Genomic DNA, 17992 nt, shown 5'->3' on the forward strand with positions numbered 1-17992 from the left:
GTAACCCGGTCGAGATAAGGTTTCAGATCAAGCCTTCCGGCGGGAACGCCGCGCGTAGCTTCCTCCAAGAATCGCGGAGGACACCATCACGACGGCCGCCACGATGGCGGGCGTCACGTTCGAACCGGTTTTGGCGAGCTTGACCGCATCGCCGCCGTTCGCGGACGATTTCACCGGATGCTTCCGCTGGCCGTTCGCATCATTCGCACCCGGAGCCTTCTGCGAATCATCTGGTGTCGATTCATGGCCTGGCGTTTCAGGCTGACCTTCCTCATCCGTCAGTCGGGCATCAACCGTGGTTCCCTTACCATTCAGGCAGCTTTTCAGCTCGCTTTCCTTATACCAGGTCGAACCATCCGCAATTGGCGTGCAGGCATCGTTGAATCCGATTTCCTTCTCGTTGTACAGCATTCTGACCAACGGCTGATACGGCTGCCCCGAGACGTCCGTACCATCACGCACAACCACATCCCACTGCACATTCGCAGCCATCGGCGTCACACTTTCACCACGCCACGGATTGTTCTCATACGTGTACAGTTCACTCGCCTGCTGCTGCGATCCAGGCAGCTTCAGCAATGCCGCAAACGGAATAATGGTTTCGGCATGTGCGAATCGGAACGTCGCGGCGGTGCCGGCTCGCTCCCTCGTGTCGATCGCATTGAAGAAATCGTCGAGCAACGGCTGGGCGATGCGGTAGGTCTCATCCTGACCTGCGCGCCCCGGTCCCTTCTCGTAGAAGTCTTCGGCATCAAGCGACCAAGCAAACGTCTTCGCATCCTGAGCGTGCTGACCTTGGAAGTACTGGTCGAAATTGAACGTGTGGGATCCGGTGTTCTCCTGTTCCATATCGGCCGCGATGATGTACAGATTGTACAAATCCATTGCTGCATCCTGTTCCGACGCGATCTTCTTCTTGGCGTCACCGCACGCGTTCGCATCCTTGGCAGGGTCGGCGCCGGCAGCGCAATTGGCCGCACCCTTCTTCGTGCCGTCAGCCGTGTTGTACCAGATGCGCTGGCCTTCCTCCTTGCCGATGGACGCGAGGAAATCGTCAGTGAAGATTTGAGAGAGCAGATCATGCGAAGCGGTGGTCATGGACGGATCGTTCGTCACGTTTTCCTCAGCTTCGGCGATGCCCTCATCATTCGCGACGAACTGCTGGTAACGTTCCGCGCGCTCCTTGGCCTCGCCCATTTTCTGCGTACCATCCGGATTATCGGTCTTATGGAAATACAACGTGGTGGTGTTCTTGTCGAAATCCTTGCCGGAATTGTTATCCGCAGGATTATTCGGTGCTACAACCGCATTCGCCAGCAAACCGTTGGAAGCCTGATCGAATCCTAGTTTGAAATTCTCTCCGGATTCGGTTGCACGAGGCTCACCCGAGCTCTGGTATGAGACGCGCAGTCCCTGCTTTGCGGCATTGGCGAACAGATCAGCATCACGCTGGTATATTCTCTCACCAATGCCCTGATGCTGTATGGCGCCCTGACCAGAGAGCATGCCATACCCGTTGCCCACGTTGGCCGCGGTAATGGCATTGACATTGTTGATGAATTCCTTGCCAACCTCTGGGCTAACGAATCCAGCATAATTGTTTTCCGCAGCGGACTGAGCCATCAGTGCCAGCAAAGCGTCATACTTGTAGCTCGACAGACCACGCGAGCCATGCCTTGCCACAGACTCGGTGTATGCAAGATGGTATCTGTTCGGAATTGCTGAATATGATGTGCTCGCTGGTGCAACATACGGCTGCTTGCTGCTGTAATACCGGGCGGTTCCTTCCCCAGCCAAAGCCGCTGGCGTTGCGAACATGGCCGCTGCCACTACAGCGCTTGTCAACGCGAGCATGCCACCACCCACCGATTTGGTACCGCGTTTGCACCAGGCTCCTGCCTGCCGCTGTCCCTTTGTTGCCATATGGTTTTTCGCCATTATCCTCATTCTTCTACCTCTTCTGCTTTGCCACATTGAAGCTGTCAGACAAGCCAGCCCAGGCGACAAAATAGGCTCGGAAGGCAAACACGCAACGCCTTAAACGTGAACGATCGACAAATAATCCGCGAACGCAAGTAAATGTCGCTTCCGTCAATCGCCGACCGCAAGAGGCGTTCATGGAGCGGCGGATTTCCTTATATTCCAACAGAATCCGCACTGTTATACGACACGCAATAACAGTACGGATTTTCTGTGTTACTGTTATATATAACAGCTAAACAGTTTGTATCTAACTGTTCGGCTGGGAGATATATCACCTACGGAACATACAGAAAAAGAGGCACAGATTGAAGCTGATCATCTCATCCGTGTCCGGAGAACCGATTTACGAACAGATCAAGAACCAAATCAGGTCCGCGATCATGTCGGGTGAGTTTACGGCAGGCGAGGCGCTTCCCTCACTGCGCAAGCTCGCCAAAGAACTGCGCGTCAGCGTGCTCACCGTGACCAGAGCGTATAACGAACTGGCCGACGAGGGGCTCGTGGAGAATGTGCAGGGCAAAGGCACATTCGTGATGGAACGAGGCAACGAACTCATGAAGGAACGTGCGCGTGAACGCATCATGGACAAGCTCCGTGAAGTTTCCATCGAAGCCAAAGCCGCCGACATCAGCCTGCTTGATCTGCTTGGCATGTTCGAGAAAGCATACAGGGAACAATCATGAACGATTCCTCACTCCCCCAAGGGACACGGCCAACCTTGGCCTTGAGCATAACCGGATTGACGAAGCATTATGATTCCGGCTTCACATTGGATGACGTGACCTTCGACCTGCCGTCCGGCTACATCATGGGGCTGGTCGGTCCGAACGGCGCCGGCAAATCCACGTTGATCAAACTGATCCTCAATATGACCACGCGAGACGCGGGACGAATCGAAGTGCTCGGCCTTGACGCGATGGCCGATGAGGAGCAGGCCAAAGAGCAGCTGGGCGTAGTGCTCGACAGCAGCTATTTCATCGAATACATGACGGTCGACGCGGTGGAACGGACAAGCGGCCCAATGTACCCGCTGTGGGACCACAATCTGTTCGACGCATACCTCAGACGGTTCGGACTCGGACGAAACAAGAAGATCAAGGACCTGTCGCGCGGCATGCAGATGAAGCTCATGCTCGCCGTGGCGTTGAGCCACGATGCGAAACTGCTGATTCTCGACGAGCCGACCAGCGGTCTGGACGTACTGTCCCGCGACGAGCTCATGGACATCCTGTCCGATTATGTTGCGGATGGAGAACACAGCGTAATCTTCTCCACGCATATCACCGCCGATTTGGAGCGTTGCGCGGATTTCCTCACGTATATCACGCACGGCATGCTGTATTACAGCGGGCCGAAAGACGAGTTCGAAGACGCGTTCCGTCTGGTCAAGGGCGGTCCGGATGAGCTTACGGATGGCCTACAGCGGGCAATGGTCGGCATCCGCACATACGCAACCGGCTTCGACGCGTTGGTCCGCACGCAGGACATCCCACACATCGGCGGCACCGACGGTCTCCTGACACAGCATGCTTCGATTGAGGATGTGATCAGACTGACCAATGCCGCAGAACATACGGCAATCGGCAATACCAACGAAGGAGACGTACGATGAACACGACAGCGAACGCGGACGCCATGACCGCCATCCTTAGGCAGATTTCCTTGGACTGGAACCGCACCATCAGCTACGGACGGTCGTACATAGCCATCTTCTTCGCGTACGTTCCAGGTTTCACATGCCTGATGGCGGCCACAGGATCCACTCTCGACAGCGTTGCGGGAGCCGCCATCGGCGGGGCGGCCTCCGGCTTCCTGATGCTTAATATCAGCCTGTTCTCCTATGAACAGATGAATAACCATCATTGGATGAACGGCATCGTGCCCATCAACCGCAACCACCAGATCCTCGGACGATTCGCATTCCTTATCGCCTGCGATCTGGTGGCAGGATTGGAAGTGGCCGTCAGCATCGCCTGCGCCGGCATCATCATGCACGAGCCAGTTAAAGTGACGGATGCGATCGGCTTCGCCGCGATGACCGTGCTGACCCTCGTGCTGCTCAACGCCATCGTGCAGCCGTTCCTGTACCGGTTCTCCCCTTATCGCGCCATGGCCGCCATTATTCTGAGCATCGGCGTGATCATGGGCACGGTCATCGGACTGTGCAAGGCATTGCCGGAATTCGAAAAGACCGTCGAACAGCTGGCCGAGGCGATCAGCCGGCACCAAGCCATTGCATTAGCGGCATTCTTGATCATCGACGTACTCGCCTTGGCGTTCTCCAGCAAGATATCGCTGCATATTTACGGTAGCAAGGACATCTGAACCGAACCAACCGGTAGACTCTTATGGAGAACGGATTTGGGGTTTTCCGAATCAACGGAAGACCCCAAATGCATATATCCCCGTACGACACCGGTTCCTACAATGCGGCGGGCGCGTCGTGGAAGTCGAACATGACACCATCCGCCAGACCGCAAATCGCCGGCCAATCAGCATCGGACGAATCATCGTGCATGGCCCACACTCGCATGCCGACGGACTTGGCCGATCGCATGCCGACGAGCAGATCCTCGAATACAGTGCAGTCGGTCGGCTCGATGCCGAGCCTCGACGCGGCCAGCAGGTACACGTCCGGCCTGTCCTTGCCGATATCGCCCGCATCGTCGACACTGACCACCTCGTCGAAATAATCGAAAATGCCGACATGCCTCATAGCCGGCTCTCGCAGCATCGGTGGCAATGATGTAGCCACGGACAGTTTCGCCCCGCTCGCCTTCAACGTTGCCAGGTATTCACGCGCGTGCGGCTTGGCTTCTACCACCGTGGAGTACATGACGCGAGCCATATGATCCCACTCCTCCATCAGCTCCTCAGGAGTGTCCGACAGGTTGAAGCGTGCGATCGTGTATTCGGCGATCTGCCGGAACTGCATGGCGGCGACCTTCTGCATGTAGTCGCCCGGTACTTCGAATCCACGCTTGGCTAGAAAATCGACATCCACCTGGTCCCACACGCCCATGGAGTCGAGTAACGTGCCGTCAAGATCGAAAATGGCACCTTTACCTTGGTTGCTCACGTTTTCCTGCGTCATGTCAGCTCCTTTGATGGTCGTGTTTTTCGATTCTCTGTTTTGCGATTGATTTTGCGACTTGCCTGCGATTGCCTGCCACGGGTCAGTCAAGCACGGACGATTTGAGTAGTTCCTCGGCATGTTCCAGCGACGCCTCGCTTTCACTGCCGGAGAGCATGCGGGCGATTTCGTGCACACGTGCCTCTCCACGCACTTGATTGATGGTGGTGGCGATTGATCCGTTATCCGTTTCACCTTTGGCGACCACGTACTGTTCGTCCGCCCAAGATGCGACCTGTGGCAGATGGGTGACGACAATGACCTGCGCGGATTGAGCGAGTTTCGCCAATCGCGCGCCAAGCTCCACCGCGGTTTTGCCGCCGACGCCTGCGTCGACCTCGTCGAAAATGAACGTCATGGGAGGTACGGAACCGCCCGCCACCACATGTTTTTCCGCCGCAACGAGTTCAAGCGCGAGCATGAGTCGGCTCAGCTCGCCGCCGGACGCGCTTTTGCCCATCGGCATTTGCGGCGAACCCGGGAACGGCGTGAATAAAAAATCGATGCCGTCAGCGCCGGAAGCGTCCAAATGTTCACGTTCCGATACACGGATCTCTAGTTTCGATCCGCTCATGGCAAGAGATTCGAGTTCCGCAGTGACTTTGGCGGCAAGTTCCTTCGCGGCAGCGACACGCCTTTTACTTACCGCACGCGCCGCCTTCAACGCTTCACCGAACAGTTTTTCACGTTCCGCCTGCAATTGACTAACTTTTTCTGGAGACGCGTCCAGATCCTCCAAGTCGAACACCGCTTGATCTCGCCAGGCAATCACATCCGACAATTCCGGGCCCCAACGACGAATCAAGTCGTCAAGTTCATGGATCCGCCCGTTGATGGCGTCCAAGTCTTCCATGCCGAGATCATTGTCGACTTCGCCCGACAAGGTGAACACCACATCAGACAAATCAGTGCTGATGGAATCAAGCCGATCGGCCAATTCCGAAAACATGCCGTCCACATGAATGGCACGAAGTGCCTGCGACGCGCGATCGATCAGATCGGTGGCGCTGGATGATTCAACATCGTCAACAACCTGCGAGGCATCCAACGCGCTCAACGCGCGGTTCACGCCTTCGGCGATCTCAGCCGCGTTCTCAATGCGATCACGGCGAGCACGCAACTCGGTCATCTCCCCCGGCTGCGGATCGATACGGTTGATTCGTTCGATGGACTCGCGTAGGTAGTCTGCCTGCTGGCGCATGGACGATTCCTGACTCGACAATCGTTCCAACCGCTCATCCATGGCACGAAGCGCGTTCCAAGCCTTGCCGTATGCGGCCAACGCCACATCATCGCCGGCATAGCGGTCCAAAAACTCACGTTGTCGCACCGAAGACGCGATACGCAACTGGTCTGCCTGACCATGAATCGTCACCAATTCCGCCGCGATCGACCCCAGTACGGAACGAGGCACGCTACGACCAGACAGCATGCTGCGGGAACGCCCGGAAGCGGGCACCTTGCGAGACAGGAACAGTTCTCCGTCTTCAGGTTCGAAACCCGCCTCGTGCGCGACGGCAACCGCGGCTGGTGACGAAGCGACCTCGAACACGCCCTGCGCCCACGCCTCGCTCGCTCCAACCGATACACGGCCGCCGTCGGAAGGACCGCCGGAAATCAGCCGAATCGCACTGAGCAGCATCGATTTGCCGGCACCCGTTTCACCGGTGATCGCCGTCATACCGCCGGCAGGCGCGATCAGCGCAGAACGGATTGGCCCAAGATTATGAATCTCAAGTTCTTCAAGCATCAGTGTTTTTACTCGTTCGTTTCTTTATCTTCCGGAAACACATGCCCATGATGCACTCCCCCGGTTTTACGCGCCTGCTCGCGCCAACCGACAACAGGAAGATCGAATTTCGTGACCAGACGATTCGTGAACGGCACGCCGGAAAGACGGGCCAGACGCAATGTGCTCTTCGATTCGCGCACCTCGACCCTGGTGCCCCGCGGCAACGCGCATTGGCGACGGCCATCGCAGCAGATCCAACCGTCCGACGTGGAATCCTCAAGGATATCAATGGCGAATGTGGAACCGGAACCAATAATCAATGGGCGCGCGAACAGGGCGTGGGCGGCCAACGGCACCAACTGCAACGCTTTCACGTTCGGCCACATGATCGGCCCTCCGGCGGAGAACGCGTATGCGGTGGAGCCGGTCGGAGTCGACACGATCACGCCATCGCAGCCGAAGGAGCTCATTTCCACATCATCCACACGAATCGACAGTTCGACCATTTTGCCACGGTCGGCACGCTCCAACGTGATGTCATTCAACGCCCAATCCTCAATCGGCTCGCTTGCTCCCGGTAGCCACACGTCGACATGCGCGATCATGCGTTCATCAATGGAATAATCATGCTCGGCAACTCTGCGGATCGCTTCACTCATCTGGAAGCTTTCAAACTCCGCCAAAAAGCCGACATGCCCCAAGTTAACGCCAAGAATCGGCACACTGGTGCAGTGCACCAGTTCAGCCGCCCGAAGAATGGTGCCATCCCCGCCGAGCACCACCACGATCTCAGTGCGTTCGGAAACCACCGGCGGCTGCTTGCCGAAATCCGGCGCCTCGATATTATCAATGATCGACACTTCGAAACCGGCCTGGGTCAGTTGCTCGACAGCCTCCTCAACCACCGTGCCGCTCTCCCTCAGACGACTATGCGTCACCACCACCGCATGACGGGTACCGAACATCGTTAATCCCTTTCCAGCAAAGGAAACGCCCTATGGAAAACGCCCATGTAGACGTCACCGACCTCCAGTGTAATCGAACAAATGAACGAAAACCGGCAATGCGCGTCGAAAACATGCCAGAATCCGCGAAAACACCCCAAATCCGTCTCCAATGCAAGCCACGAATCAGGAATGTCAGCCGTCAAATAGCCTGTTAGTCACACATATGCTTACAATAGCTCACAGGAGCGAAGACCGAACTCATAAGAAAAGGAGAGAGGAACGGCATGTCAAACCTCGTCTTTGACGAGTCCTCCTCCAATCGTGAGGCCTCACATGGCTACGCATGGTGGTTCTCAGGAGATACTTTCGAGAAGGCCATGGTGGAAGACCGCAAGCCACGCAAACGAGGCCTCACGCGCCGACTCGTCAACCATCCAGGCCGTCTGACCATCTTCTACTTTCTGACGCTCGCAGTGTTGTCCACTACGTTGCTGATGACGCCCATCGCCACGCCGAAAGACGAAACCACCACGTTCACCACCGCGTTCTTCACCGCAGTATCCGCCATTTCCACATGCGGCATCTCCATCGTCAACTCCACCACGCATTGGACCACCTTCGGCCAAGGCGTGCTCATCTTCGCCGTGCAGATGGGCGGCCTTGGCGTCATGACGTTCGCCTCCTTGATCGCATTGGCCGTGAACCACCATCTCAAGGCCACGCAGCGCATGCTGACCGCCAACGAACTCGGCACTACGAAGCTCGGTGAAATCAAAGGCGTGCTCACCGTGGTCATCACCACCGCATTCGTCATTGAAGGCATCACATTCGTCGCATTGTTCCCCGGCCTCTACAAGGTCAACCACGGCAATGTGCACCACGCATTGTGGGAATCGCTGTTCTTCGCGGTCATGGCGTACAACAACGCCGGCTTCACCCCCGACGGCGCCGGGCTACATGTCAACAACTGGGCGGTCGGACTGCCGATCCTAGCCAGTGCTTTTTGCGGAACCCTCGGCTTCCCGGTATTGCTGAACCTGATGCGCTCCTGGCGCATGCGCCGTCCTCCGAAGCGCTGGAGCCTACACACCAAGCTCACACTGACCACCACGTTCTGCATTGTAATCGCCTCGTTCACGTGGTTCCTGCTGATGGAATGGAACAACAAGCTACTGTTCGCCGGAGACGGCATCGAGCCGCGCCTCTGGCACGCTATGGTCGCGGCCGTCATGCCACGAAGCTCCGGATTTGACCTGTCGTGGATGCCAGGTGTCAGCGACGCAACCAAAGTGTTCCTGTCCATCGTCATGTTCATCGGCGGCGGCAGCACCTCGACCGCAGGCGGCATCCGCGTCACCACGTTCGCGGTGATACTGCTGACCTGCCGTGCCGCATTCACCGGACGCCACGACATCAACGCGTTCCACCGCCGCATCCACTCACAGGCGGTTATGACCGCCGTGGCCGTAAGCACGGCATGCCTCACGCTGGTCACCGTGGTGTCGATGGCGCTGATGATCATCACCGGCTGCTCGCTGTGCGACGCACTGTTCGATACCTGCTCCGCGTTCGGACTGGGCGGCTACTCAGTGGGCGTAGCCAGCGAAAGCAGCCCCACGGCACTATACATTCTCGCCGCCACCATGTTCATCGGGCGTCTCGGACCGCTCACCATCGCCTACGCGATTTCGCGTCCACACAATCTCGAGGCCGTCCGCTACCCCACCGAGCAAATCGTGGTCGGCTGACGATACGGCTTCATATACTTGCAGTTGCCTGCAATCACACATGAAGACGGAATTTCGAAAGGTGCATAACATCATGGCTAACAACACCAGAAGCGTTCTCGTAGTTGGTTTGGGGCGTTTCGGCAGCTCTGTGGCCACTACTCTTGACATGATGGGCCAGGATGTGCTCGCCGTCGACAAGGATGGCGAGCTGGTGAACCGTTGGTCTTCGCAGATTCCCACCGTGCAGGCCGACATGACCGACGTGATGGCGTTGGAGCAGATCAACGCATCCGATTTCGACACGGCCGTCGTGGCCATCGGCGACAGCGTCGAAGCTTCCGTCATTACCGCCGGCAATCTGCTCGACGCCGGCATCTCCGACATTTGGGCCAAGTCCGTGTCGAAGGAACACGCCCGCATTCTGCAGCGCATCGGCGCACGCCACATCATCAACGCGGAAACCGATGCCGGCAAGCGTGTTGGGCATCTTGTGTCCGGCAACTATCTTGACTACATCGAGCTTGAAGGCGCATACAACGTCGTCAAAATCCATACCCCCGCGCATGTGGTCGGCTACACAATCGAAGACGCCCGCGTGCATGAACGTTTCGGCATCACCGTGGTCGGCATCAAATCGCCAGGCAAGGAGTTCGAATACGGTTCGAAAGAGCTCATCATGCACCGCAACGACGAGCTCATCATCATGGGCAAGCAGGATCAGATCGACCGGTTCCTACGCGGTTGACATGCTCTTTCCATATGGAAAAACCGGAATTTCATGATCATGATTTCCGGATTTTCTTTTACTTATTTACTTGGCCCGTCCAAAGACAATCGTTATTTTCTGTGCGGCGCTCTCAACGCAAGTAAAGCGACAAGCCGGAGGAACAGGCAGCCAACCTGTTCAGCGCCGGATCATGGCCTTGGGATGGCCGGGCCCATTTACAGTGTTGGTGTTGTTCGCTCAATCTCTTTTTGGAAATGTCACCGCGCACCCACCGTCTGGCTTCCCGAACTTACTCAGGGTTGCCGTTATTCCCTTGCGTTAGGAAGCAAACCTCCTCTCATAAACCGAGACATTTTTTCATCAATTCCAAGTGGGTTAAGAAGAAAAAATCAAAAAGTTTTTTTCATGCGTTCAAGGCCACGCTTGATCGACTGGCGAATAGACTCCTCATGTACGCCCTCGGCCTCGGCAATTTCCTTAATCGACTTGCCAAGAATGATATATGCGTCAATTCTACGGCCTTGGATCTCCGGCAGAGAATTGAGAGCGTTCCACAGACGAAGAAAGGTTTCCATCCGTTCAAGAAGCTCCTGCGGGGTCGGCTCATGCAGGCAGGCGGAATATTCAATCCCGTCATCGCAGTCCAGAGAATACTGCGCCTTGTGCCGGGAGAGCCGCCGCTGGTAGGCCATTTCGTAGCGGGCATCGGCCTTGAATACCTCGGCAACCTCGTCAGAAACTTCGATAAGCTGATCCTGCGTGTACCAAATAATAAAGATCTTTCAGATTGATAGTAGTCATCGTAAAATCCTCCATTTCAGTTTGTTCGGGGTTGGTCGGAAACGAAATGGAGTAATGGCGGAGAACGGCACCGCACCTCGGGACACTTTGTCTCGAAGTCTGGAAAGCAAAATGCGCCTGCGCGACACAAAGCCGCACAAGCGCACGAAAAGATATTATCGGTTATGTACTGTTTAATTTCACATTCAAAACCGGACTGCTCCGATGGAGGGGCTACGCTTTTTTAGCTGGTGCAGATCACGCGAACAATGAAATAATAAAATGGACACGGCAATACCTCCCGGGAACCGCCGTGTCTTAAAAAAGGGTGACTTTAATACACCCTCCGTATTTCTACTTTTTGAAAAGAAAACGGCGGCTTGAAATTGCTATTTCAAAACCGCCGTAAGGCTACTGCATTTTGTTTTGGCGCATAGAAACTCAGCCGCCGAAACAACGTTTTTTTATTATCCCGTTGGGCTGATAAAAGTCTATGATATAAAAAAGCAGAGCCAATAACCTACATCAGTAAGTGGTCATCGGCTCTACGTCTTTGCGTCTGGCTCTTTGATAACTGTTGTCTGAAATTGTTTCACATTGATAATGGTTTCCCGCCTGCACTTCGGACAGTACAGGCGGGAAATTTTCAAGTATGGTGTTTTCTCTGATCTTCACCCTTGTTTTATTGCCACATATCGGGCATAAGATCCAATTATTTTTAATCATGCATCACCCACTATTATAAAATGGAAGATGCCGCAACACTTTCTTCATTCTCGCATTCTGCAAAGTCAAGAATGTCTGCGGGATAATCACGAGCATACTGCTTTATTCGTTCTATAACGTACTCATTCACAACAAGATTCCTGCATTCCGTACATTGTTTTGCAGGAACATTTTTGACTTTTTGTGTTTTGCCACCAATATCAACCTCAATATTGGCGTCAACTAAAACCAATTTGCCACAACATTTCTTGCATTTTCTAAAAAACATAAATTGACCTCCTTTTCAGCTGGCACTACCATCTTCTATCTTTGTTTACGATAGATAATAACAGGAATGTGATATGAAAATGAACCAAGACGAAAGAAGGTTTGACTTTCACGGCCTCGGGCTGGCACTCAAACGATCCAGAGAAGAAAAGGGCTGGACACAAGCCTATGTTGCGGAATTAGTAGACCGTGACTCCCGTACCATTATGAATATTGAGAACAAAGGACAATATCCCAGCTTCGATCTTTTTGTTAAACTCATTACCATGTTTGATGTTTCAATTGACCAGTTTATTCATGCGGACGGAGGGGCGAGGTCAAGTTCTTGCAGAAAGCACATTGATGTGCTCCTAAATCCTATGAATGAAAAAGAGCTTGTCGTGATAGAAGCCACAGCCAAGGGTATTAAGAAAGCCAGAGAAACGGAGGATGCGTAAGAAAGCGTAACCTCCGTTTTTTGCGCCATGTTGCGGGTTACGCGTTTTGGCAAGCAATTCGGGTGTGGCCACACTCCGAAATTTTTGCAGGGCGCAGGGCCCGCAAAAATGCTTGTTGGGGAGCTCCCCCAAACCCGCTGGACTTCGGGACAAATTGTCCCAAAGTCCAGGTGCGCTGCACCGTAGTCTGCGGCCCGCCACTATCGTTCCTGGGCCTTATTTTCACGCTCGTCTGTTATGCCGAGCAGATGATCAATGTTTGCTTTTACTGCAACGGCCTCCCGCATTTGCCGCTGGGCTTCCCGGTATTCTGCATAAAGCTCTTTCTTTTGTCCCGCCAGCTCATGGCGGGATTTTTTTAGTGTTTCAATCTTATCTTATTTGCCTTGCCTACACTGTAGACACGGTTTTCTCAATCAGCCACTGTTTCACTGCATGACCGCGTACAGCAGATATTCGATATTGCCATGCGTGCCTTCAATGGGAGATACTGTTGTAGCGCGCACGTCAAGCCCGTTGCGTTCCGCACATGCTACGACGGATGTCAACGCCTGTTCGCGTAATTCCCGGCTTTCGACAATCCCGTTTTTCCCAAGGTTGCCTTTGCCGACCTCGAATTGCGGTTTGACCAGCAGCACAATCTGCGCCTGCGAGGCGGCGATTCTTGCGATTACAGGAATCACATATGTCAAGGAAATGAACGACACATCAGAAACAATCATTTCCGGACGGTACGGCAAATCATCCACATACACATCGCGGATATTGACGCCGCTCATCTCGATAATACGATCGTCATACGCGATTTTCGGGTCTAACTGTCCATGTCCGACATCCAATGCGATGACCTGCGCGGCATCATTACGCAACAACACGTCACAGAAACCTCCGGTGGACGCGCCAATATCCAAGCAATGCAATCCCTGCGCTGAACGCAATCCTGCGTCGGCGAATCGTTCGAACGCGCCGACCAGCTTGTATGCGCCCCTGGAAACGTAATCGTCGCCCCTATCGGCTGTGATGACGTCATCGCAGCTGACTTTCGTTGACGCCTTGGTGACGTCAACACCGTTCACACTGACTTTGCCGTCCGCGATCAGACGTTGCGCTTTGGAACGACTGTCGGTCAGACCGCGTTCCAACAACGCAACGTCAAGACGAACTACTCGAATGGAATCACTGTTTCGCAATGGTTTTCCGATAATCGGCATGAACTGTTCGCTAGGAAATGCGGAATTCCGGAACGATGATGCCACTCACGTCACGTCCGCTGTCAGCAGCGGCCCACATGGCGCTGCATGCGGCACGCAACCCGTCGACGCTGGTGACGTCGGTGACATACAGACGGTCGCCGTCAACACGAGCCTTCGTATCGCGGCACAGCCATGCGCCCTCATCGTACACCACTTCAGGAGCGGACTCGTTGAGGCCGCACAAATCCCTGGCGATGTAGGTTGGGCGAAGATGTGCCGGCGCGAACATGAGTTCGTTTGGATTGGTGACGCCGGTCAACACCGCAAGGGAATCATATCCGCCACGATTGCCCGCCTCGATATCGGTGTCGAGACGGTCTCCAATGGCGAGGCACAGTTCCTTAGCCACCGGATCGTCACCATCATGGGCTGCGAGAACACGCGCCTCATCATACATGGCGGATTCCGGCTTGCCTGCGGACGAAACCGGTTCCACACCGGTGGCGTTGATCACCGCCATGATCATGGAACCGCATCCCGGCGCGATGCCAAGCTCGCGGGGAATGGTCAGATCACGATTGGTCACAAAATAGGTTGCGCCATGCTCGACTGCATAAGCGATCTGCGCCATCTCATTCCATGACATGTCGGGATACCAGCCTTGAATGGCGGCAACCGGCTGCTCTTCCGCACAATCGACGACCTCAAGTCCCTGCTTGGACACTTCCTCACGTAGATGCTGGGCACCAAGCACGAATACCTTCGAGCCTTCAGGCACGGCACGAGCCACCATGCGTGCGGCGACAACCGACGAGGTGATGACCTGCCATGGTTCGACTTCTAGATCGAATCCTTTCAGCTGGTCCGCCACCACGGCCTGCAATCTGGACGAATTGTTGGTGGTGTACTCTACCGTCATGCCCGAAGATTCGGCCTTGCGAATGTTCTCGGCGGCATGTTCCACAGGGTTCTTGCCGCGGTAAACCACACCATCAAGATCAAGCAACGCCAGCTTGTACGCCTCGCTGAGCGGCTGATTCGTGGACTTCAGCATGTGGGCCACGCACCTCACTCGTTGTCTTCGGAGGCTTCGGAAGATTCCTCGGCCTCATCTTCGTCGCTGTAGGCTTCGCCTTCCACGGTTTCATCCGCCTCGTTGGCTTCGGCCGGCTCAGCGTTGGCCTGAGCCGCCGGCTCGTCATCGGATTCCGCGCCAGCTTCCGCTTCCTCGGCCTCAAGCTGGGTTTCATCGCTGGTTTCGCCGTTCTCGCTGATGGCTTCGGATTCGTCTTCCTCATCCTCAGGATCTTCCGGAGCATACTGCGCGTCATCTTCGGAAATGCCGAGCACGTCCATGAGTTCGTCGTTCAGCTCCTGCATGTCGTATTCGACAACAAGATCATCGGAAGTCTCATCATCCTCAACATCGGCATACTGTAGTTCGAGCTTGTCAAGCAGACGATCCAATGCGATGGCCTCATCGGTACGACCGGCCTCTTCAAGGAAGTACTGTTCGGCCTGCACCGCACGCATGCGGTATTCGCCAGCCAGTCCCTTGGAATGGCCCAGCGTATGCACGATCTCAATGGCCTTGTCCCACATCTTCAAGTCACCCAAGGCACCCGCGTAGACCAAGAACATTTCAGCCTTGGCTTCGCCTCGCAGATACTTGGCGTCATCGCTCACCGCCACTTCGATGGCCTTCTTCGGCTCGCCCATGCCACGCTCGCAGTCGGCGATGAACGGCAGGTAATCCAAGAAGCCGTTCATACGGAACGCAGTGCGGAACTCACGCAATGCAAGCTTATAATCACCCTGACGGTATGCCACGAAGGCTAGCGTCTCACGAGCGAAATCGATGCGGGAAGCCTGACGTGCCACCCACTTGGCGTGTTCGAGAGCCAGTTCCGGATTGCTTTCCTCAAGCGTGTACGCGGCAAGAATGTGCAGACCGATGTTCTCCGCATGCTCCTTCGACAGTCCACGCAGGCGTTCACGATCGTCGGTGGTGAGCATGCGCCATTCGATACCCTTCGGCATCTTCGGCTCGTCAGGACGACGATGCGTGTACGGATTCTGAGAGGGGAAGCTCATCGTGCCATCGGAATTGCGGCGTGGCTTGGCCATGTACTCGCCACGCTTCTCCTCACGGTAAGCCATCTTCTCTTCACGGGTGAACTCGCGGCGTTCCTCACCCTGCTGCTGGTCACGATCCTTGTGGAAGTCGCGACGCTGGTCGTCACGACGGAAGTCCTTACGATCACCATCACGGAAATTACGACGGCCGCCGTCACGACGATCATTGCCACGGTGGTTATCGCGGTGGAAGTTGCGGCGTTCGCCATCACGGCGGAAGTCCTTACGATCACCGTCACGATGGAAGTCACGACGCTCACCATCACGGTAGTTGCGGCGTTCACCGTCACGATGGAAATCCCTGCGATCGTTGTCGCGGTGGAAGCTACGGCGATCACCGTCACGGCGGAAGTCCTTACGATCACCGTCACGACGATCGTCACGACGGAAACCGGAACGCTCGCCATCGCGCTGATAGCGCGGATTGTCTCCACGACCGCCACGATAACCGCGATGATCGTCACGACGCTCGCCGTCACGGTTGAACTTGCGCGGACCGTTATGGAAGCGGCGCTCCTGGCCTTCCCCCTCACCGTCACGACGGAAATCGCGGTCGCGGTGGAAATTGCCGCCATTGCCTTTGCGATATCCGCCCTTATGGTCGTCGTTATGGAAGCCTCCGGCCTTGTGGCCGTAGGACTTGCCGCCATTGCCGCGCGGCTTGAATCCCTTGCCGCCGCGATTGCCCGGCTTGCCCGAGCCGTAGGACTTGTGGTTGCCGTAGGACTTGCCGCGCGATCCGCGCTGTTCTTCTGCCATGCTGTTCCTTATATTCCTTGTATTCCTTGAGGAGGATCTTTGTTGTTCTTCGCTTACGTTTGCTTGTGCCGCTCGCGATTGCCTCACGCGTTTTCGACGACGCCAAGGGCCTTCTTGCCACGGCGAATCAATGCGAAACGACCATGCAGGAAATCGTTTTCGTTCAAAATCTGCTCTTCATCTTCAACACGGGCGTTGTTCAGATACACGCCGCCGGCCTTGATCGTCTTGCGCGCTTCGGAAATCGACTTGAACAGTCCGGCCTTCATGCCGGCTTCCGCCACACGGTCGCCCACCGCGGCCTTGGCGAACTCACCATCGATCTTCACACCGTCAAGAGCAGCTTCAAGCGTAGCCTCGTCAACACCTGCAAGATCGCCGCCACGGCCGAACAGCGCACCGGCCGCCTCAATGGCCTGTCGGGTGGCTTCCTCACCATGAACCAGGCTGGTGACCTCCCAGGCCAAGGTGCGTTGCGCCTCACGCGCGCCCGGATTGGTCTTGCTTTCCTCCACAAGACGTTCAATCTCCACCTTCGGCAGGAACGTGAACACCTTCAGCAGGTTTTCCATCTCGCTGTCGGGACGGTTGAACCAGAACTGGTAGAACTTGTACGGGCTCAGCATGGTTCCGTCGAGCCAGACGGCGTTACCCTCGGACTTGCCGAACTTCTTGCCTTGAGCGTCGGTGATGATCGGGCTGGTGAACACGCTCACATCCACGCCACGTACCTTGTGGATCAGGTCAAGACCGGACGTGAGGTTGCCCCACTGGTCGGATCCGCCAAGCTCAAGCACGCAATGGTATTCGTCGAACAGGTGCAGGAAGTCGTTGCCTTGCAGCACCTGGTAGCTGAACTCGGTGAAGGAAATGCCATCTTCGGAATTCAGTCGACGGGCAACGGTGTCTTTGGCGAGCATGGTGCCCAAACGGAAGTTCTTGCCAACGTCACGCAGGAAGTCGATGACGTTCATGGAGGCAGTCCAATCGTAATTGGACACAAAACGAACCGGGTTGCTGCCTTCCACTTCGAGAATGCCGCCAATCTGCGCCTTCAGACGCTCGGCCCAACCAGCCACGACGTCTTTCGGATTGAGCGTACGTTCGCCCGACTGGCGAGGATCGCCGATCAAGCCGGTGGCGCCGCCTACCAGAGCGATCGGATGATGGCCCGCTGCCTGAAGGTGACGCATGTTGATGAGCTGCACCAAATTGCCGATATGCAGAGAGGCAGCAGTCGGATCGAAACCGCAATAATAGGAAATGGGATCTCCGTTCAACGCTTCGGCGAGTCGATCCCTGTCAGTGGACTGGGAAATCAACCCGCGCCATTCCAGTTCATCGAGGACGGACTCGAAACCGGCCTCCTTGAAATCGATGACGTGAGCCATAGCTGTGTTTTCTCCCTATTGGATTGCGGATGATACTGCGTTTTACGCATC

Annotated in this window: 17 protein-coding genes and 1 pseudogene; 6 read left to right on the forward strand and 12 right to left on the reverse strand. The window is 55.6% G+C overall.

Annotated elements, in window-relative coordinates; translation table 11 throughout:
• Positions 1 to 27 precede the first annotated feature (27 nt).
• A complete protein-coding gene (locus tag BBKW_RS05830) occupies positions 28 to 1923 on the reverse strand; it encodes a histidine-type phosphatase (protein WP_051920318.1) in 1896 nt (631 codons plus the stop codon).
• A gap of 365 nt (positions 1924 to 2288) precedes the next feature.
• On the opposite strand from BBKW_RS05830, the gene BBKW_RS05835 reads away from it, so the two are divergent.
• From BBKW_RS05835 to BBKW_RS05845, 3 genes are read left to right on the forward strand one after another with little or no spacing between them, the layout of a single operon-like run.
• Complete coding sequence (locus BBKW_RS05835) at positions 2289 to 2666, forward strand: GntR family transcriptional regulator (RefSeq protein ID WP_033501048.1); 378 nt, start codon at positions 2289 to 2291, stop codon at positions 2664 to 2666.
• Positions 2663 to 3595, forward strand: coding sequence for an ABC transporter ATP-binding protein (locus BBKW_RS05840; RefSeq protein WP_033501047.1), 933 nt, complete (start codon positions 2663 to 2665; stop codon positions 3593 to 3595). The genes BBKW_RS05835 and BBKW_RS05840 overlap by 4 nt, the downstream gene beginning before the upstream one ends.
• Positions 3592 to 4308, forward strand: a complete 717-nt coding sequence (locus BBKW_RS05845; RefSeq protein WP_033501046.1) for an ABC-2 transporter permease — start codon at positions 3592 to 3594, stop codon at positions 4306 to 4308. Before BBKW_RS05840 ends, BBKW_RS05845 begins: the two co-directional genes overlap by 4 nt.
• Before the next feature lie 97 nt (positions 4309 to 4405).
• On the opposite strand, the gene BBKW_RS05850 is transcribed toward BBKW_RS05845, so the two are convergent.
• From BBKW_RS05850 to BBKW_RS05860, 3 genes are all read right to left on the reverse strand, one after another.
• On the reverse strand, positions 4406 to 5077 hold the full coding sequence (locus BBKW_RS05850) for an HAD family hydrolase (protein WP_033501045.1): 672 nt from the start codon (positions 5075 to 5077) through the stop codon (positions 4406 to 4408).
• An 82-nt stretch (positions 5078 to 5159) separates the two neighbouring features.
• Complete coding sequence (recN, locus tag BBKW_RS05855; RefSeq protein ID WP_033501044.1) at positions 5160 to 6866, reverse strand: DNA repair protein RecN; 1707 nt, start codon at positions 6864 to 6866, stop codon at positions 5160 to 5162.
• A gap of 8 nt (positions 6867 to 6874) precedes the next feature.
• Positions 6875 to 7813 (reverse strand): NAD kinase, encoded by a 939-nt coding sequence (locus tag BBKW_RS05860; RefSeq protein WP_033501043.1) that lies wholly within the window; start codon positions 7811 to 7813, stop codon positions 6875 to 6877.
• A gap of 266 nt (positions 7814 to 8079) precedes the next feature.
• On the opposite strand from BBKW_RS05860, the gene BBKW_RS05865 reads away from it, so the two are divergent.
• On the forward strand, positions 8080 to 9543 hold the full coding sequence (locus BBKW_RS05865; protein ID WP_033501042.1) for a potassium transporter TrkG: 1464 nt from the start codon (positions 8080 to 8082) through the stop codon (positions 9541 to 9543).
• 73 nt (positions 9544 to 9616) lie between these two features.
• Positions 9617 to 10270 (forward strand): potassium channel family protein, encoded by a 654-nt coding sequence (locus BBKW_RS05870; RefSeq protein WP_033501112.1) that lies wholly within the window; start codon positions 9617 to 9619, stop codon positions 10268 to 10270.
• Between the two features lie 371 nt (positions 10271 to 10641).
• Here the strand turns inward: BBKW_RS05870 and BBKW_RS05875 are convergent, their stop codons facing one another.
• From BBKW_RS05875 to BBKW_RS05880, 4 genes and pseudogenes are all read right to left on the reverse strand, one after another.
• Complete coding sequence (locus BBKW_RS05875; RefSeq protein WP_231858452.1) at positions 10642 to 10944, reverse strand: sigma-70 family RNA polymerase sigma factor; 303 nt, start codon at positions 10942 to 10944, stop codon at positions 10642 to 10644.
• Positions 10945 to 11577: 633 nt separating this feature from the next.
• On the reverse strand, positions 11578 to 11682 hold the full coding sequence (locus tag BBKW_RS11330) for a cysteine-rich KTR domain-containing protein (protein ID WP_430796303.1): 105 nt from the start codon (positions 11680 to 11682) through the stop codon (positions 11578 to 11580).
• 22 nt (positions 11683 to 11704) lie between these two features.
• A pseudogene (locus BBKW_RS11335) lies at positions 11705 to 11758 on the reverse strand (cysteine-rich KTR domain-containing protein); the annotation flags it as partial.
• A 13-nt stretch (positions 11759 to 11771) separates the two neighbouring features.
• Complete coding sequence (locus tag BBKW_RS05880; RefSeq protein ID WP_033501041.1) at positions 11772 to 12026, reverse strand: YgiT-type zinc finger protein; 255 nt, start codon at positions 12024 to 12026, stop codon at positions 11772 to 11774.
• 73 nt (positions 12027 to 12099) lie between these two features.
• Here BBKW_RS05880 and BBKW_RS05885 point away from each other — a divergent pair, with 73 nt between their 5' ends.
• On the forward strand, positions 12100 to 12462 hold the full coding sequence (locus BBKW_RS05885; RefSeq protein ID WP_180376875.1) for a helix-turn-helix transcriptional regulator: 363 nt from the start codon (positions 12100 to 12102) through the stop codon (positions 12460 to 12462).
• 428 nt (positions 12463 to 12890) lie between these two features.
• Here BBKW_RS05885 and BBKW_RS05890 read toward each other — a convergent pair whose 3' ends face one another.
• From BBKW_RS05890 to tyrS, 4 genes are all read right to left on the reverse strand, one after another.
• Positions 12891 to 13673 carry a TlyA family RNA methyltransferase gene (locus BBKW_RS05890; protein ID WP_180376876.1) on the reverse strand — a complete coding sequence of 261 codons (783 nt, stop codon included), beginning with the start codon at positions 13671 to 13673 and terminating at the stop codon, positions 12891 to 12893.
• Positions 13674 to 13683: 10 nt separating this feature from the next.
• Positions 13684 to 14709, reverse strand: a complete 1026-nt coding sequence (locus BBKW_RS05895; protein WP_033501040.1) for an HAD-IIA family hydrolase — start codon at positions 14707 to 14709, stop codon at positions 13684 to 13686.
• Between the two features lie 14 nt (positions 14710 to 14723).
• Positions 14724 to 16550 (reverse strand): hypothetical protein, encoded by a 1827-nt coding sequence (locus BBKW_RS10845; protein ID WP_033501039.1) that lies wholly within the window; start codon positions 16548 to 16550, stop codon positions 14724 to 14726.
• A gap of 83 nt (positions 16551 to 16633) precedes the next feature.
• Positions 16634 to 17941: a tyrosine--tRNA ligase gene (gene tyrS / locus BBKW_RS05905; RefSeq protein ID WP_033501038.1), complete on the reverse strand. Its 1308-nt coding sequence runs from the start codon at positions 17939 to 17941 to the stop codon at positions 16634 to 16636.
• Between the last annotated feature and the right edge of the window lie 51 nt (positions 17942 to 17992).

Source organism: Bifidobacterium catenulatum subsp. kashiwanohense JCM 15439 = DSM 21854, assembly GCF_001042615.1.
Lineage (GTDB): Bacteria > Actinomycetota > Actinomycetes > Actinomycetales > Bifidobacteriaceae > Bifidobacterium > Bifidobacterium catenulatum.